At 61.7% G+C, this 23786-nt stretch carries 21 protein-coding genes; 12 read left to right on the forward strand and 9 right to left on the reverse strand.

The features are described from left to right. Positions 1 to 185: 185 nt before the first annotated feature. Positions 186 to 1076 carry a LysR family transcriptional regulator gene (locus L6D63_RS07780; RefSeq protein ID WP_047293567.1) on the reverse strand — a complete coding sequence of 297 codons (891 nt, stop codon included), beginning with the start codon at positions 1074 to 1076 and terminating at the stop codon, positions 186 to 188. Positions 1077 to 1209: 133 nt separating this feature from the next. On the opposite strand from L6D63_RS07780, the gene L6D63_RS07785 reads away from it, so the two are divergent. Together L6D63_RS07785 and L6D63_RS07790 are read left to right on the forward strand one after the other, a co-directional pair. Continuing rightward, positions 1210 to 2856, forward strand: coding sequence for a GMC family oxidoreductase (locus L6D63_RS07785; RefSeq protein ID WP_131671304.1), 1647 nt, complete (start codon positions 1210 to 1212; stop codon positions 2854 to 2856). A gap of 153 nt (positions 2857 to 3009) precedes the next feature. Further along, positions 3010 to 4632, forward strand: a complete 1623-nt coding sequence (locus L6D63_RS07790; protein WP_047293563.1) for an MFS transporter — start codon at positions 3010 to 3012, stop codon at positions 4630 to 4632. A gap of 157 nt (positions 4633 to 4789) precedes the next feature. Here L6D63_RS07790 and L6D63_RS07795 read toward each other — a convergent pair whose 3' ends face one another. Together L6D63_RS07795 and L6D63_RS07800 are read right to left on the reverse strand one after the other, a co-directional pair. After that, positions 4790 to 5158, reverse strand: a complete 369-nt coding sequence (locus tag L6D63_RS07795; RefSeq protein WP_047293561.1) for a DUF427 domain-containing protein — start codon at positions 5156 to 5158, stop codon at positions 4790 to 4792. A 228-nt stretch (positions 5159 to 5386) separates the two neighbouring features. Further along, the gene (locus L6D63_RS07800) at positions 5387 to 6793 is read right to left on the reverse strand and encodes a serralysin family metalloprotease (protein ID WP_095668916.1); all 1407 of its coding nucleotides are present in this window, start codon (positions 6791 to 6793) and stop codon (positions 5387 to 5389) included. A gap of 279 nt (positions 6794 to 7072) precedes the next feature. Here L6D63_RS07800 and L6D63_RS07805 point away from each other — a divergent pair, with 279 nt between their 5' ends. From L6D63_RS07805 to L6D63_RS07815, 3 genes are all read left to right on the forward strand, one after another. Next, a complete protein-coding gene (locus L6D63_RS07805; protein ID WP_131671303.1) occupies positions 7073 to 9037 on the forward strand; it encodes a DNA topoisomerase III in 1965 nt (654 codons plus the stop codon). A 101-nt stretch (positions 9038 to 9138) separates the two neighbouring features. Continuing rightward, positions 9139 to 9642 carry a GNAT family N-acetyltransferase gene (locus L6D63_RS07810; protein WP_131671302.1) on the forward strand — a complete coding sequence of 168 codons (504 nt, stop codon included), beginning with the start codon at positions 9139 to 9141 and terminating at the stop codon, positions 9640 to 9642. A gap of 511 nt (positions 9643 to 10153) precedes the next feature. Continuing rightward, positions 10154 to 10483, forward strand: coding sequence for a hypothetical protein (locus L6D63_RS07815; RefSeq protein ID WP_047293552.1), 330 nt, complete (start codon positions 10154 to 10156; stop codon positions 10481 to 10483). 154 nt (positions 10484 to 10637) lie between these two features. Here the strand turns inward: L6D63_RS07815 and cynR are convergent, their stop codons facing one another. Beyond that, positions 10638 to 11522, reverse strand: coding sequence for a transcriptional regulator CynR (gene cynR, locus L6D63_RS07820; protein WP_131671301.1), 885 nt, complete (start codon positions 11520 to 11522; stop codon positions 10638 to 10640). Positions 11523 to 11642: 120 nt separating this feature from the next. Here cynR and cynS point away from each other — a divergent pair, with 120 nt between their 5' ends. The 3 genes from cynS (at position 11643) to L6D63_RS07835 (ending at position 13101) form a co-directional block, all read left to right on the forward strand. Continuing rightward, a complete protein-coding gene (gene cynS / locus L6D63_RS07825) occupies positions 11643 to 12110 on the forward strand; it encodes a cyanase (RefSeq protein WP_041073392.1) in 468 nt (155 codons plus the stop codon). A gap of 82 nt (positions 12111 to 12192) precedes the next feature. Beyond that, positions 12193 to 12429 carry a DUF2790 domain-containing protein gene (locus L6D63_RS07830; protein ID WP_047293546.1) on the forward strand — a complete coding sequence of 79 codons (237 nt, stop codon included), beginning with the start codon at positions 12193 to 12195 and terminating at the stop codon, positions 12427 to 12429. A gap of 12 nt (positions 12430 to 12441) precedes the next feature. After that, positions 12442 to 13101, forward strand: a complete 660-nt coding sequence (locus L6D63_RS07835; RefSeq protein ID WP_131671300.1) for a carbonic anhydrase — start codon at positions 12442 to 12444, stop codon at positions 13099 to 13101. 155 nt (positions 13102 to 13256) lie between these two features. Here L6D63_RS07835 and L6D63_RS07840 read toward each other — a convergent pair whose 3' ends face one another. The 3 genes from L6D63_RS07840 to L6D63_RS07850 all read right to left on the reverse strand — a co-directional run bounded on the left by L6D63_RS07840 (position 13257) and on the right by L6D63_RS07850 (position 17667). Beyond that, positions 13257 to 14759, reverse strand: a complete 1503-nt coding sequence (locus tag L6D63_RS07840; protein ID WP_131671299.1) for an aldehyde dehydrogenase family protein — start codon at positions 14757 to 14759, stop codon at positions 13257 to 13259. A 200-nt stretch (positions 14760 to 14959) separates the two neighbouring features. After that, on the reverse strand, positions 14960 to 15868 hold the full coding sequence (gene glsB / locus L6D63_RS07845) for a glutaminase B (RefSeq protein ID WP_027611723.1): 909 nt from the start codon (positions 15866 to 15868) through the stop codon (positions 14960 to 14962). 182 nt (positions 15869 to 16050) lie between these two features. After that, positions 16051 to 17667, reverse strand: coding sequence for a L,D-transpeptidase family protein (locus L6D63_RS07850; RefSeq protein ID WP_131671298.1), 1617 nt, complete (start codon positions 17665 to 17667; stop codon positions 16051 to 16053). A gap of 150 nt (positions 17668 to 17817) precedes the next feature. Between L6D63_RS07850 and L6D63_RS07855 the strand changes: the two genes are divergently transcribed. Further along, positions 17818 to 18531 carry a murein L,D-transpeptidase catalytic domain family protein gene (locus L6D63_RS07855; protein WP_047293537.1) on the forward strand — a complete coding sequence of 238 codons (714 nt, stop codon included), beginning with the start codon at positions 17818 to 17820 and terminating at the stop codon, positions 18529 to 18531. On the opposite strand, the gene L6D63_RS07860 is transcribed toward L6D63_RS07855, so the two are convergent. Then, the gene (locus L6D63_RS07860) at positions 18479 to 19867 is read right to left on the reverse strand and encodes an MFS transporter (RefSeq protein ID WP_131671297.1); all 1389 of its coding nucleotides are present in this window, start codon (positions 19865 to 19867) and stop codon (positions 18479 to 18481) included. The genes L6D63_RS07855 and L6D63_RS07860 overlap by 53 nt on opposite strands. A 103-nt stretch (positions 19868 to 19970) precedes the next feature. Here L6D63_RS07860 and L6D63_RS07865 point away from each other — a divergent pair, with 103 nt between their 5' ends. Beyond that, on the forward strand, positions 19971 to 20858 hold the full coding sequence (locus L6D63_RS07865; RefSeq protein ID WP_131671296.1) for a LysR family transcriptional regulator: 888 nt from the start codon (positions 19971 to 19973) through the stop codon (positions 20856 to 20858). Here L6D63_RS07865 and L6D63_RS07870 read toward each other — a convergent pair. Next, a complete protein-coding gene (locus tag L6D63_RS07870; protein ID WP_047293535.1) occupies positions 20855 to 21475 on the reverse strand; it encodes a cell wall hydrolase in 621 nt (206 codons plus the stop codon). The two genes, L6D63_RS07865 and L6D63_RS07870, sit on opposite strands and share 4 nt — an antisense overlap. Before the next feature lie 198 nt (positions 21476 to 21673). Between L6D63_RS07870 and L6D63_RS07875 the strand changes: the two genes are divergently transcribed. Both L6D63_RS07875 and moaA read left to right on the forward strand, forming a co-directional pair. Further along, positions 21674 to 22525 carry a CAP domain-containing protein gene (locus tag L6D63_RS07875; RefSeq protein WP_095668909.1) on the forward strand — a complete coding sequence of 284 codons (852 nt, stop codon included), beginning with the start codon at positions 21674 to 21676 and terminating at the stop codon, positions 22523 to 22525. A gap of 261 nt (positions 22526 to 22786) precedes the next feature. Further along, positions 22787 to 23785: a GTP 3',8-cyclase MoaA gene (gene moaA / locus L6D63_RS07880; protein WP_047293533.1), complete on the forward strand. Its 999-nt coding sequence runs from the start codon at positions 22787 to 22789 to the stop codon at positions 23783 to 23785. The last annotated feature ends 1 nt before the right edge of the window (position 23786 follow it).

Below are 23786 nucleotides of genomic sequence, written 5' to 3' on the forward strand. Positions count from 1 at the left end.
TGGCGACCCGTTGTGGTTATTGGTGGGGGCTGCCGGGCTACTCCATGAGCGCAGCAAATTGCGCACCGGAGCACTGTAGTCGATACCGCAACAAGGGCCTGGATCTTTTAAGTTAGGTGATATTTCAAAGGGAAATATTGATCCAGATCGGTGAAATCTCGAGCCGGCTGAAAAACCTTGAGGTGTCAGTGTTTGCCGGTGAGCAGCCCCTGCTCCGCCTCGCACAGCCCCACCACATAATCCCAGACCACCCGCAGCCGCACCGATTTGTGCAGCTCGCGCCGGGTGCTGATCCAGTAACTGCGCTCAATGCGCTCATCCGGCAGCAACAGGCGCAGATCCGGATCCGACGCCGCCATATAGCAGGGCAACACAGCAATCCCCAGGCCCGAGCGCGCCGCCTCCTGCTGGGCGATCACGCTGGTGCTGTGGAATACAACGCGCGGGCTGCGACAGAAACTGTTGAGAAACATCAGTTCCTGGCTGAACAGCAGATCATCCACATAGCCGATCCACGCATGCCGGGCGAGGTCTTCGCGACTCTGTAGCGGCGGTGCCTTGTCGAGGTAGGCCTGACTGGCGTAGAGCGCCAACCGATAGTCCGTGAGTTTGCGCGTGACCAGCATGTCGGCAGCCGGGCGTTCGAGGTGGATGCTGATTTCCGCCTCGCGGTTGAGGATGCTGACGAACCGCGGCACGGCCACCAGCTCCACCTCCAGGCCGGGATAGCGTTCGAACAGGCCGATCATGCGGCTGGCGAGAAACTTGATACCCAGCCCTTCGGTGACGCCGACGCGGATCTTGCCCAGCGGCGCGGTGGATTGGGTGATCTCTTCCTGGGCCAATAGCGCGACGTTTTCCATGGCTTCGGCGTGCTTGAGCAGCGCCTCCCCCGCCGGGGTCATTTCGTAGCCTTGGGCATGCTGGACGAACAGTGCGGTGCCGAGGCTCCGTTCGATGGCCTCAATGTGCCTGGCGACGGTGGCGTGAGTGGTGTTCAGGCGTCGGGCGGCCGTGAGCAGGCGGCCGCTGCGTTGCAACTCCAGAAAAAACCGCAGGTCGTTCCAGTCGAACATGGGGTGTCCTTGTCAGCCAGGGTCAAGCCAGGCTGTTCGAAAACGCACAGCGGCTGGGTAAAAACTAACATTCTTTTAACGAAAGCTGACAACTAGAGTGTCGGACAATAAAAACAAAAAGCGAGGTCAGGGAATGCAGACTTCCCTTGATGAATACGACTACATCGTGGTCGGTGCTGGACCTGCCGGGTGCCTGCTGGCCAATCGATTGTCGGCAGACAAGCAGCAGCGGGTGTTGCTGCTCGAAGCCGGCGGACGCGACAACTATGCGTGGATTCACATCCCGGTCGGCTATCTGTTCTGCATTGGCAACCCACGCACCGACTGGTGCTTCAAGACCGAAGCCCAACCCGGCCTGCAGGGTCGCAGCCTGAGTTACCCGCGCGGCAAAGTGCTCGGTGGCTGCTCCTCCATCAACGGCATGATCTACATGCGCGGCCAGGCCGGCGACTATGATGGCTGGGCGGCCGAGGGCAATCCGGGCTGGGCCTGGAACGACGTGCTGCCACTGTTCAAACAGAGCGAAAACCACTTTGCCGGCGCCGCTGAATTTCACGGTGCCACGGGTGAATGGCGGGTTGAGCAACAGCGGTTGTCATGGCCGATTCTCAACGCGTTTCGCAGCGCCGCCGAACAGAGCGGCATCGCCAGCATCGACGACTTCAACCAGGGCGACAACGAGGGTTGCGGCTACTTTCAGGTCAACCAGAAGGCCGGGGTGCGCTGGAACGCGGCGAAAGCATTTCTCAAACCGATTCGCGAGCGGGCCAATCTGACGGTGCTGACCGGCGTTGAAGTGGATCGCGTGTTGCTGGAAAACGGCCGCGCATCGAAGGTCAGTGCCCGCCACCAAGGCCAGGTCAAATGCTTCAAGGCGCGCAAGGAAATCATCCTCTGCGCCGGCGCCGTCGGTTCGCCGAGCATTCTGCAGCGCTCCGGAATCGGCCCGCGGCCGTTGCTGGAACGCCTCGGCATCGGCGTGATTCATGAGCTGCCGGGGGTTGGCGGCAACCTGCAGGATCACCTGCAATTGCGCCTGATCTACAAACTGCAAAACGCCCGCACGTTGAATCAGATCGCCGGCAGCCTGTGGGGCAAGATGGGCATGGGTTTGCGTTATCTGTATGACCGCAGCGGGCCGCTGTCGATGGCGCCGAGTCAGTTGGGCGCGTTTGCCCGATCCGGGCCGGAGCAGACTTCAGCGAACCTTGAATACCACGTGCAACCCCTGTCGCTGGAGCGCTTTGGCGAGCCGCTGCACAGTTTCCCGGCGTTCACCGCGTCGGTCTGTGATCTGCGTCCGCAGAGCCGTGGGCGGATCGACATCCGTTCGACGAATCCTCAGGACGCGCCGCTGATTCAACCCAACTACCTCAGCCATCCCGAAGATTTGCGCGTGGCCGCCGATGCGATCCGCCTGACCCGCCGCATCGTCAGCGCCCCAGCCCTGCAGGCGTTCAAACCGGTGGAGTATCTGCCCGGCGACAGCCTGCAGAGCGAGGTGCAACTGCACGAAGCGGCGGCGCGAATCGGCACGACGATCTTCCACCCGGTCGGCACCTGCCGCATGGGCAATGACGCTGACGCGGTGGTCGATGCACAACTGCGCGTGCATGGCGTGCCCGGCCTGCGCATCGCCGACGCCTCGATCATGCCGCGCATCACCTCGGGCAACACCTGTTCGCCTACGCTGATGATTGCCGAGAAGGCGGCGCAGATGATCCTCAACCCACCGATCAGGACCTGCACACCCACTCCCGAACTGGCCCACACCCTGTAGGAGCTGCCGCAGGCTGCGATCTTTTGCCTTTGGCTTTTACAAGATCAAAAGATCGCAGCCTGCGGCAGCTCCTACAGGGGGCCGTGTAATTCGTTCAAGGCAGCGCGCAACACCAGTGGAACAACAAAAACAATCACTGTGAGGGATACCGATATGTCAGAACACGCTCAGCCGCTGGATGCCGCGAGCGGCGCCAGCACCAGCAATGCCACACAGAAAGTCATCTTCGCCTCGTCCCTGGGGACGGTGTTCGAGTGGTATGACTTCTTCCTCTACGGCGCCCTGGCGGCGGTGATCAGCAAGCAGTTTTTCGCCGGCGTCAACGACACCACGGCGTTCATCTTCGCGCTGATGGCCTTCGCCGCCGGGTTTATCGTGCGGCCGTTCGGGGCGCTGGTGTTCGGTCGGTTGGGGGACATGATCGGGCGCAAATACACCTTCCTCGCGACCATCGTCCTGATGGGCATCGCCACGTTCTGTGTCGGTCTGCTGCCGAACTACGCCAGCATCGGCATCGCCGCGCCGATCATTCTGGTGGTGCTGCGCATGCTCCAGGGCCTGGCGCTGGGCGGTGAATACGGCGGCGCCGCGACCTACGTGGCGGAACACGCGCCCATCGGCAAGCGCGGTTTCCACACCAGCTGGATTCAATCCACCGCGACCCTCGGTCTGCTGCTGTCACTGCTGGTGGTGCTCGGTTGCCGGTACTTCACCGGTGACCAATTCGAAGTCTGGGGCTGGCGTATTCCGTTCCTGCTGTCGATCGTGCTGCTGGGCATTTCCACCTGGATCCGCCTGAGCCTGCACGAGTCGCCGGCCTACCTGAAAATGAAAGAGCAAGGCAAAGCGTCGAAGGCGCCGATCCGCGAATCGTTCGGCCAATGGGAGAACCTCAAAGTCGTGCTGATTGCGCTGTTCAGCATCAATGCCGGGCAAGCGGTGACCTTTTACGCCGCGCAGTTCTACGTGCTGTTCTTCCTGACCCAGTTTCTGAAAATGGATCCGGCCGTTGCCAACAGCCTGCTGATCATCAGCGTGGTGATCGGTGCGCCGTTCTTCATCATTTTCGGCTGGCTGTCGGACAAGGTCGGACGCAAACCGGTGTTGATGCTCGGTTTGCTGCTGGCGACGGCGCTGTACTTCCCGATTTTCAAATCCCTCGCCCACTACGCCAATCCGGCAATCGATCAGGCCAGTCGTCAGGCGCCGATCACCGTGCTGGCGGACCCAGCAACCTGCACCTTTCAGTTCGACCCGGTGGGCAAGGCCAAATTCGACAGCCCGTGCGACAAGGTCAAGACCTTCCTGGTCAAGCAAGGCCTGCCCTACACCAGCGCCGCAGCGCCGGCCGGCAGCGGCGTGCAGGTGAGCATCGGCGACGTGAAGATCGACGGCTATGACGAATCGGCCCTGCGCGGCGCCGTCACCCTCGCCGGCTACCCGCAACAGGCCGACCTGCAGCAGATCAACAAACCGATGATCGTGGCACTGATTGTCGCGCTAATCATCATCTCGGCCATGTGCTACGGCCCGCTGGCGGCGCTGATGGTCGAACTGTTCCCGACGCGCATCCGCTACACCTCGATGTCCCTGCCGTATCACATCGGCAACGGCTGGTTCGGCGGCTTCCTGCCAACGGTGTCGTTCGCGTTGGTGGTGTACACCGGGGATATTTTCTATGGGCTGTGGTACCCGGTGCTGATTACCGGGGTGAGCCTGGTGGTGGGAATGATTTGTCTGCGGGAGACGAAGAATATCGATCTGGACAAGAACTGAATCTGAACCTGCGCACATGATCCTTGGGTGAAAAAAACCTGTGGCGAGGGGGATTTATCCCCGATGGGGTGCGTAGCGCCCCCGTGAAAAAGGGGACTACTACGTAGTCCATCGGGGATAAATCCCCTCGCCACAATTGAATCTCCTCAGCCAAGAATCAGGCATCCGCCTTGATCACCTCGAACTTCACCTGGTCCGGATAAAACGCCACATAGTTCTTGATCGCATCGACCGAGATTTTCGGTTTCTCATACGTCCACACCGCATTCGCCGCCTCATGCCCCGGCACCTGCAGGCTGAAGTAATTGGCGTCGCCCTTGTACGGGCAATAACTGGTGTGGTCGGTGCGGGCGAAGTATTTTTCGTCGATGTCCTCGCGGGGCACGTAGTACACCGGCGGGTAGTTGGCCTCATGGAGGACCAGCACATGCGAGGACGCCGCGACCTGGATGCCGTGGAACTTCACCAGCAGGCAACCGGGAAGCTCTTCGAGGGTAATGACGGGGTTGAGGCCGGTGGTGCTCATGGGGGGTTCTCCAGGGACAAATGAACTGTGGCGAGGGAGCTTGTCGAATCGTCGCACCGTCCCGCTGGGCTACGTAGCAGCCCTGAATCCGGGAATCGCGTGTGTCAGGTATAACGCGATTTCCGAGTTTGCGACGGCTTCGCCGCCGAGCGGGACGGTGCGACGATTCGACAAGCTCCCTCGCCACAGGACGATAGTTGCCCTGAATCGGTGTCAGTCAGGATCAGCTCAAACCACGATATCCGTCGCCAGCGCCTGCCCCACCACACCTACGGCAAAGTCCACCTCACCCTGCCCCGTCAGATCGATCAGCAGCCCGGTCTGACCACTCTGTGCGTAATAAGTCAGGATTGCATCGCCCGCATGGCCGGTGAAACCGCTGACGAAGTTCAGCGTGGCCGCGCCCGTGGCGAAACCGGCGATGCCCGAGAGGTCGATCTTGTCCACGCCGCTTTTGAAATCCATGATCCAGTCCGGCTGGTTGTTGGTCGAGTCACTGGCCGCACCGAACACGAAGGTGTCCGCACCCTCGCCGCCCCACAGCACATCCGCGCCGCCACCGCCGTAAAGGATGTCGTTGCCGGCTCCGCCGAACAGATGGTTGACGGCCGAGTTTCCGATCAGCAGGTCATTGCCGGAACCGCCAACGGCGTTTTCCACGGTCACGCCATAGGCGATCGACACGTTGCCGACCAGCCCGCCGACATCGGAGAACGAGCCTTCATTGAGGTTGATTTTCTGGTTCTGGGTGAAGCCGGAGAAGTTCAGCGTGTCATCGCCGCCACCGTCCCACACCGAGAACACCAGCTTCGACGACGCCGAGGTGGCGCTGTAGTAATCGCGCCCGGTATTGGAGCCGAAACCGTAGGTGGTGTTATCGGCGCGAGTCTCATAGTTGGCGCCGTAGAGTTTTTGCACGGCGACGATATCGTCCAGCAGCGGTGCCGAGGCGTAGGCGCCGCTGCCGTCCTTGCTGAAGTTCTGGTCGGTGTTGGCTTCGCTCCAGTAGCTCATCAGGCTGTAGCCACGGGTGTCTTCGGCATATTTGGCGTCGTTGTAGGTCGGGTTGCCGTTGCCGGCGTTGTAGGCGCCCGGGTGCGACAGGCCAAGGGTATGACCGATCTCGTGGGTCAGGGTCTGACGCCCGTAGTTGTTGGTGTCCGGGGTCTTGTTGACCTGATACTGGTTGTTGATCAGGTACCACGACTGGCCATCATAGCTGCCGCCGCTCGGCAGGTAGGCGAACGCCGCACCGCCAGTGCTGACGTCGTAGTTGCCGAAGGTCATGTGGCCGTCGCCGCCCTTGCCCTCAGTGAACGTGACCTTGGCCACGTCGGCCCAGGATTGCATGGCCAGTATGGCTTGAGCCTTTTGCTGAGCGCTGAACTGGCTGAAGTTGCCGAGGTTCGGATTGTAGTTTGCCGGTTTCTCGGTAAGGAAGGTGTAGGTCAGGGAGATTTTGCCGTCGCCGTTCTTGTCGTGCCACGACAGGTTTTTGCGCAGGATTTCGTCAGCCGCCTGGTCGGCAGTGAACGACGGTTTGCCGTTCACCAGGCCGACGCCACGGTCGTACAGGTGGCTGAAGGCGTTCACTTCGTCATAGGCGCTGCTGGTTTTCGCTTTGGCTTGAGCCATGGTGGGACTTCCTTGTTTCAGAGTTGGCAGTACGCGTCGAGCACGGCGATCCACTAGCGAGATCGCCCGGTCACTCGCGTTTCTGAGAAGCCCGGTGAACCTGACACGGGCGTCAACTGCCTTGCCAATCGATTTCTCGATAGCCGCTCGCGACGTCCCGATAATACCGGTCATCTCCGGCAATGTTTTGATCTGTATATCCATACAGATAAAAGTTGCCCCGAGCGCCAACTGCGGCCATTCTGTGCACCTCCAGTGAACTGATCGACGACGGTGGTTATGCGGCTGTACCTCTGTGAAAAACCTTCCCAGGCCAAAGACATCGCGGCCGTGCTGGGCGCCAGGCGTCGGGGCGACGGCTGCTGGCTGGGAACGGACGTCACAGTGACCTGGTGCATCGGCCATCTGCTGGAAACCGCACCACCGGATGCCTACGACGCGCGCTACAAACGCTGGGTACTGGCGGATCTGCCGATCATCCCGGACAAGTGGAAAATGACCGTCAAGCCGCGTACCGCCAGCCAGTACAAGGCGGTCAAGCGCCTGCTCGGCGGGGCCAGCGAGCTGATCATCGCCACCGACGCCGACCGTGAGGGCGAGATGATTGCCCGGGAACTGGTCGAACACTGCCGCTATCGCGGGCCGATCCGGCGCTTGTGGCTGTCGGCGCTGGACGAGGCGTCAATTCGCAAGGCTCTGGCCGCGCTGAAGCCGGGAGCGGAAACCTTCAGCCTGTATCACTCGGCGCTAGGGCGCTCGCGGGCGGACTGGCTGATCGGCATGAACATGAGCCGCCTGTTCACTCTATTGGGCCGGCAGTCCGGCTATCAGGGCGTGCTGCCGGTCGGTCGGGTACAAACGCCGACGCTGCGACTGGTGGTGGATCGCGACCGCAGCATCGCCGATTTCGTCCCGGTGCCGTATTGGGCGATCGATGTGCAACTGCTGCACGACGGCACGCGGTTCACTGCGCAATGGCGTGCGACCAGCAACGTTTGCGACGATCAGGATCGCTGTCTGAATCAGGCACTGGCGCAACAAGCGGCGGCGGCAATCAGCAATGCCGCCACTGCGCGGGTGATGAAGCTACGCACCGAGCGCATGCGTGAAGTGGCACCGCTGCCTTTCGATCTGGGCACCCTGCAGGAAGTCTGCTCGAAGAAACTCGGTCTCGGCGCCCAGGAAACCCTCGACATCGCCCAGGCGCTCTACGAAACCTACAAGGTCATCACCTACCCGCGCAGCGATTGCGGCTTTCTGCCGCTGAGCCAGCACAGCGAAGCGCCGGGGATACTTGCGGCACTGCGTCAGGCCGACCCGAGCCTCGACGCGCTGAACGGTCACCTCGACCCGCAGCGTCGCTCCCGAGCGTGGAACGACGCCAAGGTCAGCGCCCACCACGGCATCATCCCCACGGCTGCGGCGAAAAATCTCGAACGCCTGAGCGGCAAACACCGGGCGGTCTATACCCTGATTCGCGCGCGTTATCTGGCGCAATTCCTGCCCAACCATGAATACGATCGTACTCAGGCCGATTTCGATTGCGCCGGTGAAGCGTTGCGCGCGGTCGGCAAGCAGATCATTGAACCGGGCTGGAAACGTGCCCTGCCTGAAGCCCTCGCCCCGGCCAAGGGCCGTGAAGCGCCAGCCCCACAAACGCTTCCGGCGCTAAGCCAGGGTATCGATTGCGCCGTGGCCGGCGTGAACCTCAAGGACCTCTGGACGCAGCCGCCGAAACCCTACACCGAAGGCGATCTGATCAAGGCGATGAAGAACGTCGCCAGACTGGTGGAAGATCCGCTGCTCAAACAGAAACTCAAGGACACCACCGGCATCGGCACCGAAGCCACGCGCGCCTCGATCATTCAGGGCCTGCTGGATCGTGGTTATCTGGTGAAGAACGGCAAGGCGCTGGCCGCGACCCCGCCGGCCTTCAGCCTTATCGACGCCGTACCGCGGGCGATTGCCGATCCCGGCACCACCGCCATCTGGGAGCAGGCGCTGGACATGGTGCAGAGCGGCGAGATGAGTCTGGAAGAGTTCGTCACCAAACAGGCGGCGTGGATGAGCAAGCAGGTCACCCGCTGTTCTGCGCTGAACCTGACCATCAGCGGCCCGCCACCGGCCGGCAAGGCTGCCGCGCCGTGGAAAAAGAAACGCAAATCGACCCGAAGCAAAACCGCCGGGGCAACTGTGGCGAAGGGATTTATCCCCGATGGACTGCGCAGCAGTCCCCCGGTTTAAGGAAAAGCTGGGGCCGCTTCGCAGCCCATCGGGGATAAATCCCCTCGCCACAAGGTATGATTCGACAATACTGAAGCCGCAATCTTCAGGAGTTCTCCCCAATGCCCACCATCGAACTGCACCCCGCCCACCGCGACGAACTGCAAACCATCGAAAACCTCATGCAGTTCTACATGTACGACTTCAGCCAATGGCTACCACTGAAACTCGGCGAACATGGCTTCTTCAGTATTCAGCCGAAAGACGACTACTGGCGCAATCCAGCTACCCAACCTTTCCTGATCCGCATCGACAGCGAATTGGCCGGGTTCGTGATCGTCGACAATGACACCCGCATCGAGGGCACTGAATACAACATCAGCTACCTCTTCCTCACACGACGCTTCCGTGGCCAAGGCGTCGCGCAGTTTGTCGTCTCTGCCCTCTTGAGTCGTTTGCCCGGTCAGTGGCAGATTTTTCATATCGACGCCAACCTGCCTGCACGGCACTTCTGGGCCCGGTTGATCCCCAAATTGAGCGGTGGTGAGTTCGTCCGCCAGCAGCGTTCGGTCGACGGTTATCCCTGCACCTTCTACATCTTTCACAGCCCCGCGTCCGTTGCCTGAACGGAACTTTTCTCGTTCCAAAACAGCTTTGTCCGACAATATGTAGTGATCAAAAATAATCACTACAAAACCGTTGACGGCGTCGTTTTGCTTTTGCATGATGAAGACGTTCCCCGATCGGGAACATCGGTAACACGCTTGAGCAAACTCGTCTGACCGCCGAGTTGTTTTTTCCGGATACACGCTGCCCACAAGGCAGATTGAAGAAGCTGACCTGGCCTGAACGTCCAGTACAAGGACGAGAAGCGCTGGCGAAAATTCTCAAGATGCTTGTGGTCGACCCTGAAAACGTCGTCAAGGAGCCTCCCGGTTTTCGCTGCTTCTCCTCGTTGTGACGCTATTGCGTAGCAGTTATTCAACACGACTACATGCAACAGACGCATGACCCCGTACTTCTCACGGGCGACCGCTGACGTCCTGGTTTCGGTGCCAGGGATCAACTAACCGATGGGCTACCTGTATTAGCGAATCAACTTTGAAAGATCACCAGACTGGTCAAGGGGCAAACATCATGAATCTGAACAATCAACCTACTATCGAAGAACTGGCTCGTATGTTCGCGGCGCAAAAAGACAGCCACGACAGCCACATTCTCTGGATCAGCAAGTCGGGTCAGGTGCATATCGACTGCCTGTCGCCCCACGCTGGTGAAGAAGAATTCGACCGCAACAACCAGAACCTGCTGGCCCGCCTGAAGATGTACCGCCGCGGCCACGGTTATGTCGGCAAGAAAGCCGCAGCCGACAAGGACTTCATCGGCAATGTGCTGCAGACGCTGAAACAGGCGTGGGATTCGATGCAGAACAAGAATGAAGTTCGGGTGATTGACCGGTTTTGCTGAGTTACAACTTCAATAAATAAAAAGGGCCTGCTTCCAAAAGAAGCAGGCCCTTTTTATTGCTCCCTGAAACTGCACTGTAGGAGCTGCCGAAGGCTGCGATCTTTTGATCTTGTTTTTTAGATCAAGATCAAAAGATCGCAGCCTTCGGCAGCTCCTACAGAGGGATATTGAGTTCCAGCACCAGATTCATGAACGCCACTGCCGCCGCACTGTGGTAATTATTGCGCCGCCGCAACAACGCCGCTCCACGCTGCGGCGCTTCATGCTCGACGCTCAAGCGACGCAACGCGCGGTCTTCGGACGCAATCGCCTCGGGCAACATCGTCGCCATCGGCGCATGTCGCACCACCTCCAGCAACGTGCTCACCGAGTTCACTTCGATGCGCACCTGCGGCGTGATCCCCAACTGACGAAAATATTCATCGATTGATAACCGGGTAATGAAGTCCGGTGCCAGCAAGGCGAAATCCAGCTGTGCAAGGTCACTCGACGTCAGTACCCCGCTGCTGTCGTACAGCGGATGCTCGCGCCCGACCATGATCCCCAGGGTTTCGGTAAACGCCGGAATGCACTCGAGATCGGGGTGGCGCACCGGGGTAAAGGCAATCGCGATATCCAACGAATCGTCCGCCAGTCCAGCCTCGATATCGTCCATCGACAGCTCGAGAATCTGCAGATGGATACCCGGGTAGCGCGCCGCGAAATCACGCACCAACGGCCCGACCAGATACGCCATGAAGGTCGGGGTCATGGCCAGACGCAGGTTGCCACGGGACAGATCCTTCACGTCATGCAATGCCCGCTTGCCCGCCTCCAGCTCCACCAGCACCCGCCGCGCACACTCAATGTAAGCCTCGCCGGCATCGGTGGCCTTGACCGTGCGCGAAGTGCGATCAAACAGGGCCACCCCCAGAGTTTCCTCAAGTTGGCGGATCTGTTGCGACAGGGTCGGCTGCGACACGTGCAACGCCTCCGCCGCCCGGGTGAATCCGCCGTGGTCGGCCACGGCCAGCAGATAACGCAAATGTCGCAACAGCATCGGGCTCACCATCTATAGGCAGGACTTATGCAAAGCATTGTATATCGGTCTTGGACGCTATGGATCAATCGGCAGAAGATGGCTCCCACACAGCAAGCCAACCTTGAAAGGAGCGACACCATGCAACAGTCCCACGCTTACAACGATGCCAGCCTGGCCCTGACCACCCGCATTCTCGACATCAAGGCCCGCAAAAATCTGTCGTGGCAGGATCTGGCTGACGACACCGGCCTGAGCCTGGCCTACGTCACCGCTGCCCTGCTCGGCCAGCACCCTTTGCCGCAAGACGCCGCGCAAGTGGTCGGCGCCAAGCTTGAACTGGACGCCGACGCCGTTGCCGCCCTGCAAATCATCCCGTTGCGCGGCAGCCTCAGCGGCGTGCCGACCGACCCGACCATCTACCGCTTCCACGAGATGATCCAGATCTACGGCACCACCCTCAAAGCCCTGGTCCACGAGCAGTTCGGCGACGGCATCATCAGCGCCATCAACTTCAAGCTCGACATCAAGAAAGTCGAAGACCCGGAAGGCGGCTCCCGCGCCGTGGTCACCCTCGACGGCAAGTTCCTGCCACTGCGTCCGTTCTGATCCACCCGGCCCGCACCTGAGGTGCGGGCCCATCCAAACCCGAATTACCAAATCGTCCCCCCATCCGCCTGGAGGCTGCCCCATGCACAAAATTCTGTTGACCCTGGCCCTGCTCGCCGGCCTCGCCGCCCAGGCCCAGGCTGATGAAGAGGCCATTGCCTACCGCTACGGCATGGCGCTGGATATTGCTGAAGTCGTGAGCATCACCCCGGTCGCCGACGTCTGCGGCGTTGTACCGGTCGAGATGACCTACCTCGACAGCCACGGCGCAAAACACATTCTTCAATACAGCGAATTCGGCACCGGCTGTTCGAACTGAGAGGACAACACCATGAAAAACCTGATCGAAGGCTTCCTGAAGTTCCAGAACGAGGCGTTTCCGCAACGCACCGAACTGTTCAAACACTTGGCGACCACTCAACAACCCGGGACCTTGTTCATCACCTGTTCCGACAGCCGCGTCGTCCCGGAACTGCTGACCCAGCAAGAACCCGGTGAACTGTTCGTGATCCGCAACGCGGGCAATATCGTGCCGTCCTACAGCCCGCATCCGGGCGGGGTGTCGGCGACGGTGGAATATGCGGTGGCGGTGCTTGGGGTGACTGACATCGTGATCTGCGGCCACTCCGATTGCGGCGCGATGACCGCGATTGCCCAATGCAAATGCATGGATCACCTGCCCGCCGTCAGCGGCTGGCTGCAACATGCCGAGTCGGCGAAAGTGGTGAACGAGGCACGACCGCACGCCAATGACGCGGCGAAATTGAGTGCGATGGTGCGGGAAAATGTGATCGCGCAACTGGCGAACATTCAGACCCACCCGAGCGTGCGCCTGGCCCAGGAAAAAGGCCTGCTGAACCTGCATGGCTGGGTCTATGACATCGAGACCGGGTCAATCGACGCGCTGGCGGCGGATCGCCGTACGTTTGTGCCGCTGGCTGAGCAACCGGCGACGTGTGCCATTCAGGCAAACGCCAGCGCAGCCGCCTGATACAAATCCGCTGAGGTGAAGAGGAACTTGTGGCGAGGGGATTTATCCCCGATGGACTGCGCAGCAGGCCCGATCTCTTGGGGCCGCTTCGCGCCCCATCGGGGATAAATCCCCTCACCACAGGGCCGGTGTGCATCAATCGGGATAAGGCGTTTTCAGCGTTTTACGCTGAGGTCGACCTGCGTCATACGGCTACGCACCGTAAACACCCCATCCCCCGAAAGAATCGCACTGCGCGCAAACAGGCGCCCGCTCTCCCAGTTCGAAAGCCCCAGCTCCGGCTTGTTCAACGCGTACTGCCCATCGACCCAACGGGTAATCCCGTTGCCCACAAACGGCGCGTTCACCGCGTTGTAGAAGCGTTCCTGGGCCGCCGCATCCTCACTGATCAGCGACACCGTGAACTGCGGGCTGTAGCGATTGAACAGCGCGATCGCCTGATCCAGATCATCGACGATCATCAGACTGACTTCCGGGGTTTCTTCCCATTCCCACTCGCGGCCCAAATCGGATTCCGCCAGCGCTTCGGCCAAGGCCTCGGTCTGATACCCCTCGGCGCGATAGACCTCGACCGTCGCGTTCTGCCACTCGGCCGGCAGGTAGCTTTCACTGCCGGCGACGATGTGCAGTTTGCAGCCCTGCCCGCGTGCCGTGCCCGCTTGTTTGAGCGCATCGAGGAACAACGGCAGCAGTTCGGCGACACGGTCGCGTTGAATCAGGCAAACGTTCAGCGTGTTGCAGACTTTGCGATCCAGCGAGTTGCGCACCACGGCGGCGAAGCGTGTGGCATCGGCATCACGATCGGCAATCAGCCATGCGCCGCCAGTGCCATGCAGGCTGACCGCCGTGCCCGCCTGCTGGGCGATGCTGCCCAACTGGCTGACCGCACGCCCCGAGCCCCGGGCCACCGCCAGCGACAGACGCCGGTCGGCGAACATCGCCCAACCGGCGGCGTGATTGACGCTTTCCACCAGCGACACCGCCCCCGCCGGCAGACCGGCATCGGCCAGCGCCGGGTTCAGCGCGTGAGTGACGATCGCTTGCGCAGTGCCCAATGCATCGCTGCCGATGCGCAGCACCGCAGTGTTGCCGGTGCGCAGTACGCCGGCGGCATCGGCGAACACGTTCGGCCGTCCTTCAAACACGAATGCCACAATGCCCAGCGGCGACACCACTTGCTCGACCTTCCAGCCGTCGTGTTCGACGCTGCTGATGACCTTGCCGCGCGTGGCCGGCGCATCCCGCCAAGCGCGCAGACCGGCGATCATGTCACGGCGCATGCGCTCGTCGGCGAGCAGCCGGGTGGTGGAGCGACCACGGGCCTTGGCGCGTTCGATGTCGGCCAGGTTTGCCGCTTCGATCAGGCTCCAGCATTCCGGGGTTTCCAGACGTTGGGCGAACAGATCGAAGAAACGACTGATGGCTTGGTCGGTCACCGCCGACAAGGCAGTGAAAGCCGCTTCAGCGCGTTCGATGGCTACCGCAGCGGCCTGTTGATCGACCACCGGAATCAGCAACAGCTCGCCACTCACCTGCTCGACCAAAAGGTGGTCACCGGGCTGAAACCGCGCCGCCAGTTCGGGGCTGACCACGGTCACGCGGTTACCAGCGAAAGGGATCGGCGTGCCGGCGACTAGACGTTCGAGCGCAAGAGACATGAAGCGGATTCACCATATGAGGGGCGGCCGGAAAATGTAGCGGATTCTGCGCTGAAACACACCTTCTACAAACACCAGCAAACCTGTGGGAGCTGGCTTGCCAGCGATGAGGCCGGCAAGCCCGGCATTGACGTTGCTGAACCACCGCTATCGCTGGCAAGCCAGCTCCCACAAAGTTTTGCAGTGTTTGGAAGATCGGGTCAGAAGACTGACCAGCCAATCCGCGAACTGAGCATCTCCAGCGCCGCCATCCCCGCCAGCGAGTTGCCGGCAGCATTGAGTTCCGGCGACCACACGCACACGCTGAATTGCCCCGGCACCACCGCGACAATCCCGCCGCCGACCCCGCTCTTGCCCGGCAGGCCGACGCGATAGGCGAAATTGCCGGCCTCGTCGTACAGGCCGCTGGTGGCCATGATCGAGTTGACCTGCTGCGTCTGGCGCCGGGTGAGGATCTGTTCGCCGCTGTGCTTGCAGAACCCGTCGTTGGCGAGGAAGCAGAACGCCCGCGCCAGGTCGATACAGTTCATGCGCAACGCGCAGTGGCTGAAGTAGCTGCGCAATACCGCTTCGACGTCGTTGTGGAAGTTGCCGAACGATTGCATCAGGTACGCCATGGCCGCGTTGCGGGCGCGGTGCTGGTATTCGGATTCGGCGACTTTGCCGTCGACGATCACCTGCGGATTGCCCGACAGGCGCCGCACGAAATCACGCATCGACAGGGCCGGCGCGGCGAAACGCGACTGGTTAATGTCGCAGATCACCAGCGCCCCGGCGTTGATGAACGGATTACGGGGGCGCCCGCGCTCGAACTCCAGCTGCACCAGCGAGTTGAACGGCTGGCCGGACGGCTCGTGACCCAGACGCTCCCAAATCGCCTCGCCGGAATGCTCGATGGCCTGCACCAGGCTGAACACTTTGGAGATACTCTGCACCGAGAACGGCGTCTCGGCATCGCCGGCGCAATACATTTCGCCGTCGTTGCCGTACACGGCGATGCCCAGTTGATTGGCCGGCACGGTGCCGAGGGCGGGAATGTAGTCAGCCACTTTGCCCTGCCCGATCAGGGGCCGGACAGCGTCAAGAATCTCGTTCAACAGCGCTTGCATGCCGGGTTCCGAAGTCTCGCCCCATGGGATTGCGGGGACACTGGGGCTAGACGCTGCGCAAGCTTGCGGAATCACACAAACCCTGTAGGAGCTGCCGAAGGCTGCGATCTTTTGACTTTGATTTTGAGGGGCAAGATCAACATCAAAAGATCGCAGCCTGCGGCAGCTCCTACAGAGATCGGTCAGAGTGCCCCGTCGAGGCCGGCGAGCAGCGCACTGTCGCGGCTGTAGATATCCGGCGCATAACGCACCTGCCCATCCTTGCCGACTTGCGCCGTCCAGTAGGTCATCAGGATCGGCACCGGTGCCGACAGGCGGAATTCGTGGGTGCTGCCGGTGGCGAGCAAGGTGTCGGTGCGCGTACGTTCCGCCGGGGTCAACAGCAAGTCACGCAGTTGCATCGGGTGCTCGACCCGCACACAGCCCGAACTGAAAGCGCGCGGGCCTTTGTCGAACAGGGCCTTGCTCGGCGTATCGTGCAAGTACACGGCGAACGGGTTGGGGAAGCGGATCACCAGTTGCCCCAGCGGATTCCGCGGCCCGGCCTCCTGGCGCAGCATGATGTTGCCGGGATTGTCCCAGTCGATATCCGCCGCGGCCAACGGCTGGCCATGGGCGTCGAGGACTTGCAGGTTCTGCCGGCTGAGGAAGGTCTGATCCTTGCGGATCGCCGGCAGTTTGTCTTCTTTCCAGATGGTCGGCGGCACGGTCCAGGTCGGGTTCAGGGTCAGGCGCGTGACCCGGGATTTGAGCAGCGGGGTCTGCCGTTCGGCGCGACCGACCTGGGTACGGGTCTGCCAGACCGGCACGCCGCCCTGATACAGGGTCAGTTCGGCGGCGGCGACGTTAACGAGCAAGCCATTGGGCTCCATGTCCTGCGCCAGCCAGCGGAAGCGTTCGAGGTTGACTCGCAACTGCTCGCGGCGCGTCAGCGGGCTGATGTTGAGCTCGGCAATCGTCCCCGGCCCGACTACCCCGTCGGCCTGCAATGAATGGTTGGCCTGAAAGCTCTTCACCGCTTCCACCAGCACACCCTCATAGGCATTGCCGGGCGTGCCGGTGACGTGGGTCAGATAGCCCTCGTTGAACAGGCGCTGGGCCAGTTCCGGCACGCGTTTGTCCTCCATCGCCGGGCGCAGCAGCGGGCCGTTGCCCACCGCCTGCCAATGCGGCAAGGCCTGCAACCGTTGGCTGGCGTAGAGATGACGCAGGCTTTGATACTGCGCCAGACGCGGACGCGCCAGATCGAACGCGGCTGTGATGTCGTGCAGGCCGGGTACCGCGATCGCCAGCAATTCCGCCTGACGATCACGCGGGGTGTCATCGGCATGCCACAGCGGCTCGAAATGTGACTGCAACAGACGCCCGAAATGCAGGTCTTGCAGCGCTTGCAGATAAAAGCGGCTGATGTCGATATCGGCACACAACTCGCCGTCCTGCGGTGGATTGACGGCCACCGGATAGCGCTTGGGATTGAGGCCATCGTCGGCCAACAGCTGCAACTGCGCGCGCAAGGCCGGCAAACGCCCGGACTCGCTGGCCCACACCGGCAGCCAGTCCTGCTGCTGGTAGAACGCTTGCAGTTGCGCCAGCGCCGGACCACTCAGCTGTGCGGCAATCGCCGGGCATGCCTGAGGCAAACCGATCAGCACCGCTTGCAGCGGACTTTGTGGTTCGACCGGCATTTGCGCCGGCGGCGTCGGCAGGGTCTGCAACGGCGGCAAGGGTTCATCGGCACAAGCGACAAACGGCGCAGCGAGCAAACAAATGCTCAAGTAGCATGCGTACTTTTTGAACAACTGCTTTACTCCAATCCGTGGCCGTCTCATTGACGGTCAACCTTACATCAGGTGCGCTGAACAGTCAGGCTCGAAACAGGGGTCTGTCGGGTATGACTGGGAGTCAGGAGCCAAAGTGCCAAATAAGTAGCCAGTGAGGACACTGTATAAATGTTGACGTTTTTGCGCCGACTTCTGCTGACCAGCGCGACCCTCGTCGCCGTGAGCAGCCCAGCTTTCGCCGCCGGCAAGCCATCGCCGGTTCTTTTCACCAGCCTCGCGCACGCCGCGCCGGAACTCAATCCCCAAGCGCTCAAAGGCGCCTTGAACGCCATGCAATGCGCGGTCAACAATGGCGCGCGCCCCTCACGCCATCTGGCGATCATCGATTACTCGCAACCCTCCACCGCGCGCCGGCTGTGGATCTTCGACCTGAGCAGACAGAAACTGGTGCTGCGCGACCTGGTCGCCCACGGTTCGAATTCCGGGGAAAACTTCGCCACTCAGTTCTCCAATCGCGAAGGCAGCTACCAGTCCAGCCTCGGGCTGTTCCGCACCCAGGAAAGTTACGAGGGAACCCATGGTTATTCGCTGCGCATGGACGGTCTGGAGCCGGGCTTCAATGATCTGGCCCGCGACCGCGCCATCGTGATCCACGCCGCCGACTACGTGAATCCGCTGTGGAGCAAGCGTCAAGGCCGAATCGGTCGCAGCCAGGGTTGCCCGGCGGTGCGTCCGCAAGTGGCAAAGCAGGTGATCGACAAACTCAAGGACGGCCAGTTCATGTTCTCCTGGTACCCGGATCAGCGCTGGCTGAAGTCATCGCCGTACCTCAACTGCCAGCCACAACAGGTGGCGAGTATCTTGAGTAGCCACGCCAGCTGACGATCAGGGCCATGACCATCAGCGCCGCCGCAACCCCGAACGTGCAGTGCAAGCCACTGCCAATGACCTCGGCCGGGGCTTGCGTCGGGTTGCCGGTAGCGGAGGCAAACACCGCGCCCATGACCGCCGCGCCGGTGATCAGTCCGAGATTGCGCGACAGCCCGAGCAAAGCCGACACCACGCCGCGCTGATCCTGACTGACCGTCGCCATCAACCCGGTATTGTTCGCCGCCTGAAACAACGCGTAACTGCTGGCAATGACCGCCATCGGCAACAGATACCCCGGCAGGCCGAGACGCATCGGCAACAACGCCAACAAGCTGCAACCCCCGACCATCCCGAGCAACGCCCCCGGCACCACACGCCGCGCACCGAAGCGATCCACCAGACGCCCGGCCGGCACCCCGCCGCACGCGGCCAGCAGCGGCCCGACTGACAACGCCAGGCCGACCACGGTGCTGCCCAGCCCCAGGCCTCGGCTCAGGTAAAACGGCCCGACCACCAGCGTGGTCATCATCACTGTCGTCACCAGCAATGTCAGCGCAAGGCTGCTGCTCAGCCGCGCATCGGCGAACAATGACAAACGAATCAGTGGCGCCCTGGCTTTCATCTCGACCGCAACAAACACCCCTGCTCCGCACAGGCTGACCAGCAGCAACATCAATGTATGGCCGTCGAGCGTCATCGCCAGCGCATAGGCCGCCAGCGTCAATACCAACACTGCGCTGCCGAGATAATCAAACGCAACACCCGCCCGCACCGGCCGATCCGCCGGCAGATAGCGATAAACCAGCCACGCGTTGAGCAGGCCCAAGGGCACGTTGAGGACAAAGATCGACGGCCAGCCAATATGCGCGATCAGCAGACCACCCAGTGACGGCCCGAGGCTGGTGCCGGTGGCCGACATCGTCGCGAGCAGGCCCATCGCACTGCCCGCCCGCGTTTTGGGCACCGCATCCGCCACCAGCGCCACGGTCAAGGCGAACATGATTGCCGCGCCCAGGCCCTGCACGGCCCGCGCGCCGATCAACCAGCCAAGCCCCGGAGCCAGTGCGCAACACAACGACGCACTGGTAAAAATGCCAATACCGATCAACAGCAATCGCCGCCGCCCGAACACATCGCCCAGACGCCCGACGCTGACAATCAACGTGGTGACCGCCAGCAGATACGCCAGCACGATCCATTGCACCTGTTGAAACGTCGCATCGAACGCGGCGGCCAGGGTGGGTAATCCGGCGTTGGCGATGCTGGTGTCCAGTGATGGCATCAACATCGACAGCGCCAGGCTGGTCAGCGCCCAGCGGGCTTGAGGGGGCAAGGGGGATCCGGGCATCGGGCGCTCCTGGTGCGAAGGTCAGACGGCATAGCCTGAGTCTCGACAAGGCAGGGCGCAAGACGCATGCTTTGCACTTGATACCTGCATGGAACGCCATGTCATGAGCGCACCGGACCTTAACCTGTTGATCACCCTTGACGTACTGCTGCGCGAAGGCAGCGTCGCCCGCGCCGCGCAAATTCTGCGGCTGAGCCCGTCGGCCATGAGCCGTGCGCTGGCCCGGCTGCGCGAGACCACCGGCGACCCGTTGCTGGTTCGCGCCGGGCGTGGCCTGGTGCCGACCCCGCGTGCGCTGGAGTTGCGTGAGCGGGTCAGCACGCTGGTGCAGGAAGCCGAGGCCGCTTTGCGCCCCGCCGAGATTCTCGACCCCGGCCAGTTGCAGCGCACCTTTACCCTGCGCAACACCGACGGTTTTGTTGAAACCTTCGCCGCCGCCCTTCTCGCGCGCATCGCCGAAGAAGCACCCGGCGTGCGCCTGCGCTTTGTGCAGAAGGCCGACAAGGACAGCACCCTTCTACGTGAAGGCCGGGTGGATCTGGAGACCGGTGTGGTCGATGACAGCACCGACCCGGCGCTGCACAGCCGTATCCTGTTTCAGGATCACTGGATTGGTGTAGTTCGTGAGGGCCATCCGTTGTGTGCGGGCAAGATCAGCAGCAAACGCTTCGCCGGCGGCCAGCACATTCTCATCTCACGTCGCGGGCGCAGCAGCGGCCCGGTGGACGAAGCGTTGCTGGCTGCGGGTCTGACGCGGGATATCGTTACTTCATTCGGCGGGTTTTCGGCGGCGCTGACGCTGGTCCGCGAATCAGACCTGATCGCCACGGTTCCAGAGCGTCACACCAGCAAGCTGCGCATGGGCCTGCACAGCTTCGCCCTGCCCTTCAGGATGCCGCCGATCAGCGTATCGATGCTCTGGCACCCGCGCATGGACGCCGACCCGGCGCACCGCTGGTTGCGCAATTGCGTACGGGAAGTCTGCGTCTAACGCGCATCGCCGCCGGCCGGTTTATAGAACAGGAATTTGCCGACCGCGGCGGTCTTTTTGTACTCCTTGGCCCAACTCGGGTGCACGTTGCGATCATGAAAGTACAACGCGCCACGGGTGCGATCCGGCAACTGGCGGTTGAGCGCCTTGCCGGCGATGTCCTTGGCCAAGGTGTATTCAGCGTCTTCCTTGACCTGATCGGCCTTGCCATCGCACCACCAGGAAAACTGGCAACTCTTGGTTTCCGACCCTTGTTTGACCACTGCACACACGGTGTCGGGAAAGCCATCATGGCCCAGGCGGTTCATCACCACGCTGGCCACGGCCTGCATTTCCGCAGTGTCGCGCCCCTTGGCTTCCCAGTAGATACTGCGAGCCAGGCAGGTGATCGGATCGTCCAGCGGCGCGGTGCCAGCGGGGTCCACGGCTTGTACTTCAGTCGGTGTGATCGCTTCGGATTTGGGTGCCGGCGCCGCGCTGACTTTGTCAGCGGCTTTCTCTTCCAGCACCTGGGCTTTTTCTTCGGCCTTGGCCTTGATCGGGGCCTGATCGGTGGCCATCACCACACCGGCCATCAGGGTTACTGCGAAACAGCCAGCCAACCATTTCAATCCCATGTCAGTTCTTCCGGCAGCGCCCGTTCCGGGCAAGGTGTTTCGTGGGGGAGACGCCCGGTTCCCGGGGCCTTCGGAGAGTGTAGACGGCAAAGGCCGGCGTAACGTTCCGCAGAAAAACCGGCTCGATGAAGAAAAAGACATTGCACGGACCGGGGGCCTTTCGCGCATCATGAGCGCATTCCGCTCAAGGAGATTTCCATGCGTTTCATGCCATCCGTTTTGCGCTTTGCCGCGCTGTCCTTTGGGCTGGCCGTGGCCGCCTCGGCCATGGCTGCCGACGAGTCGCAACTGATCGAGTCGATCAATACTTACCGCAGCCAACCGCAGCGTTGCGGCAGCCAGGCGTCCAATGAACTGCCACCGCTGTCGGCCGACCCGCGACTGAGGCTGCCGGCCGCGGGAGCAGTCGATCTGCAACAGGCCATGGCCAGCGCCAGTTACCCGATGGTCAATGTGCAGGCGATCACCCTCAACGGCCCGCGCGATGCGGCGTCGGCGATGAAGGCGATTGAGGAGAGCTTCTGTCAGGTGGTGCTGGATCCGCAGTTCGTCGATGTCGGCGTGAGCCGCGCCGATCGCGACTGGCGCATTGTGCTGGCACGTCCACTGCTGTCGGCAAAACTCGGGGATGCGCAGAGCGAAGGCCAAAAGTTGCTTGAACAACTCAACGCCGCTCGCGCCCAGCCACGTCAATGCGGCGGCCAGGCCTTTGCCGCCGCGGCACCATTGGCCTGGAGTGCAAGCCTGGGCAGCATCGCTCAGGATCACAGCCGCGACATGGCCAACAACAATTACTTCGACCACAAGGACCGTGACGGCCGCACCCCGGGCGACCGCGCCGAACTGGCCGGCTACGGCGGCCAACTGGTTGGCGAAAACATCGCCGCCGGGCAAGACACCGTGCGCAAGGTCGTCGACGGCTGGCTTGCCAGCTCCGGTCACTGCGCCAACCTGATGAACCCACAATACAAGGAACTCGGCGCCGCCTACGCGACCGACCCGAAAAGCAGCGCCGGCATTTACTGGACCGCGATGTTTGGCGCGCCATAACCCTGATTGATGGAACATCAGCGGTCACAGCTGACAGTGGATGTGCTCTGACAATGGTGGCGACTGCACGGACGCCTTCACGAGCACGCCCACTGTCGGCGTTCAACCCGGATCGTCGTCTCGGTGAACAATCAGCTCATCATCGAGCGCATCAATCAGCCATTCACTAATAGTGATTGGACGCTTGCCAACGTTGCGCCTAACCTGCGTGCACTCCATTCTTTCCGCTCAATGCGGCTTCTCTACTCCTGCAAGGCTGTCATGTCAGAGCGTGTCTTGATCGATGGTTACAACCGCCGCGTCGACTATCTGCGCATGTCGGTTACCGACCGCTGCGACTTCCGCTGCGTGTATTGCATGGCTGAGGACATGCAGTTTCTGCCGCGCCAGCAAGTGCTGACGCTGGAGGAGATCTATCAACTGGCGCAGAGCTTCGTGGCGCTGGGCACGCGCAAGATTCGCCTGACCGGCGGCGAGCCGCTGATCCGTCCGGGCGTCGTCAGGCTGTGCGAACAGATCGCCGCCCTGCCCGGCCTGCGTGAGCTGTGCATGACCACCAACGGCTCGCAACTGGACAAGCTCGCCGCGCCGCTGTTCGACGCCGGGGTCAGCCGTCTGAACATCAGCCTCGACAGCCTCGACCCGGATCGCTTCAAGCAAATGACCCGCACCGGTGATCTGGCGCAGGTGATCAAGGGCATCGATGCGGCGCGCAAGGCCGGTTTCACCCGAACCAAGCTCAACGTGGTGGTGATGCAGGGACGCAACGATCAGGCGATCAACGATCTGGTGAGTTTCGCCATCGACCGCCAGCTCGACGTCTCGTTCATCGAGGAAATGCCGCTGGGGATCATCAGCGAACACAGTCGCGCCGAGTCGTTTTTCTCCAGTGTCCAAGTGCGCGAGAAAATCGCCGAGCGCTACACCCTGATCGATTCCGCCGAGTCGACCCAAGGCCCGTCGCGCTACTGGCGCGTGGCCGAAGCACCGGACATTCGCCTGGGCTTTATCTCGCCGCACAGCCACAATTTCTGTGGCACCTGCAACCGCGTGCGGCTGACCGTCGAAGGGCGTTTGCTACTGTGTCTGGGTAACGAGCATTCGGTGGACCTCAAAGCCGTGTTGCGCGCTCATCCGGGGCAACCGCAGCGGCTGGAAAAGGCCATTATCGAGGCGATGAAACTCAAGCCGTACCGGCACAATTTCGAAGTGAACGACGACGTTCAGGTCGTGCGCTTCATGAACATGACCGGCGGTTGAG

The sequence above is a fragment of the Pseudomonas parakoreensis genome (genome assembly GCF_021602155.1).
GTDB classification, from domain to species: domain Bacteria; phylum Pseudomonadota; class Gammaproteobacteria; order Pseudomonadales; family Pseudomonadaceae; genus Aquipseudomonas; species Aquipseudomonas parakoreensis.

Coding starts and splice junctions, on each gene's coding strand:
- L6D63_RS07780 (WP_047293567.1), bottom strand. CDS start 1,076: ATGTTCGACTGGAACGACCTGCGGTTTTTTCTGGAGTTGCAACGCAGC.
- L6D63_RS07840 (WP_131671299.1), bottom strand. CDS start 14,759: ATGTCTCTTGCGCTCGAACGTCTAGTCGCCGGCACGCCGATCCCTTTC.
- L6D63_RS07785 (WP_131671304.1), top strand. CDS start 1,210: ATGCAGACTTCCCTTGATGAATACGACTACATCGTGGTCGGTGCTGGA.
- L6D63_RS07870 (WP_047293535.1), bottom strand. CDS start 21,475: ATGGGATTGAAATGGTTGGCTGGCTGTTTCGCAGTAACCCTGATGGCC.
- L6D63_RS07800 (WP_095668916.1), bottom strand. CDS start 6,793: ATGGCTCAAGCCAAAGCGAAAACCAGCAGCGCCTATGACGAAGTGAAC.
- L6D63_RS07810 (WP_131671302.1), top strand. CDS start 9,139: ATGCCCACCATCGAACTGCACCCCGCCCACCGCGACGAACTGCAAACC.
- L6D63_RS07865 (WP_131671296.1), top strand. CDS start 19,971: ATGAGCGCACCGGACCTTAACCTGTTGATCACCCTTGACGTACTGCTG.
- L6D63_RS07835 (WP_131671300.1), top strand. CDS start 12,442: ATGAAAAACCTGATCGAAGGCTTCCTGAAGTTCCAGAACGAGGCGTTT.
- cynR (WP_131671301.1), bottom strand. CDS start 11,522: ATGCTGTTGCGACATTTGCGTTATCTGCTGGCCGTGGCCGACCACGGC.
- L6D63_RS07830 (WP_047293546.1), top strand. CDS start 12,193: ATGCACAAAATTCTGTTGACCCTGGCCCTGCTCGCCGGCCTCGCCGCC.
- glsB (WP_027611723.1), bottom strand. CDS start 15,868: ATGCAAGCGCTGTTGAACGAGATTCTTGACGCTGTCCGGCCCCTGATC.
- cynS (WP_041073392.1), top strand. CDS start 11,643: ATGCAACAGTCCCACGCTTACAACGATGCCAGCCTGGCCCTGACCACC.
- L6D63_RS07805 (WP_131671303.1), top strand. CDS start 7,073: ATGCGGCTGTACCTCTGTGAAAAACCTTCCCAGGCCAAAGACATCGCG.
- L6D63_RS07790 (WP_047293563.1), top strand. CDS start 3,010: ATGTCAGAACACGCTCAGCCGCTGGATGCCGCGAGCGGCGCCAGCACC.
- L6D63_RS07860 (WP_131671297.1), bottom strand. CDS start 19,867: ATGCCCGGATCCCCCTTGCCCCCTCAAGCCCGCTGGGCGCTGACCAGC.
- L6D63_RS07855 (WP_047293537.1), top strand. CDS start 17,818: ATGTTGACGTTTTTGCGCCGACTTCTGCTGACCAGCGCGACCCTCGTC.
- L6D63_RS07875 (WP_095668909.1), top strand. CDS start 21,674: ATGCGTTTCATGCCATCCGTTTTGCGCTTTGCCGCGCTGTCCTTTGGG.
- L6D63_RS07795 (WP_047293561.1), bottom strand. CDS start 5,158: ATGAGCACCACCGGCCTCAACCCCGTCATTACCCTCGAAGAGCTTCCC.
- L6D63_RS07815 (WP_047293552.1), top strand. CDS start 10,154: ATGAATCTGAACAATCAACCTACTATCGAAGAACTGGCTCGTATGTTC.
- moaA (WP_047293533.1), top strand. CDS start 22,787: ATGTCAGAGCGTGTCTTGATCGATGGTTACAACCGCCGCGTCGACTAT.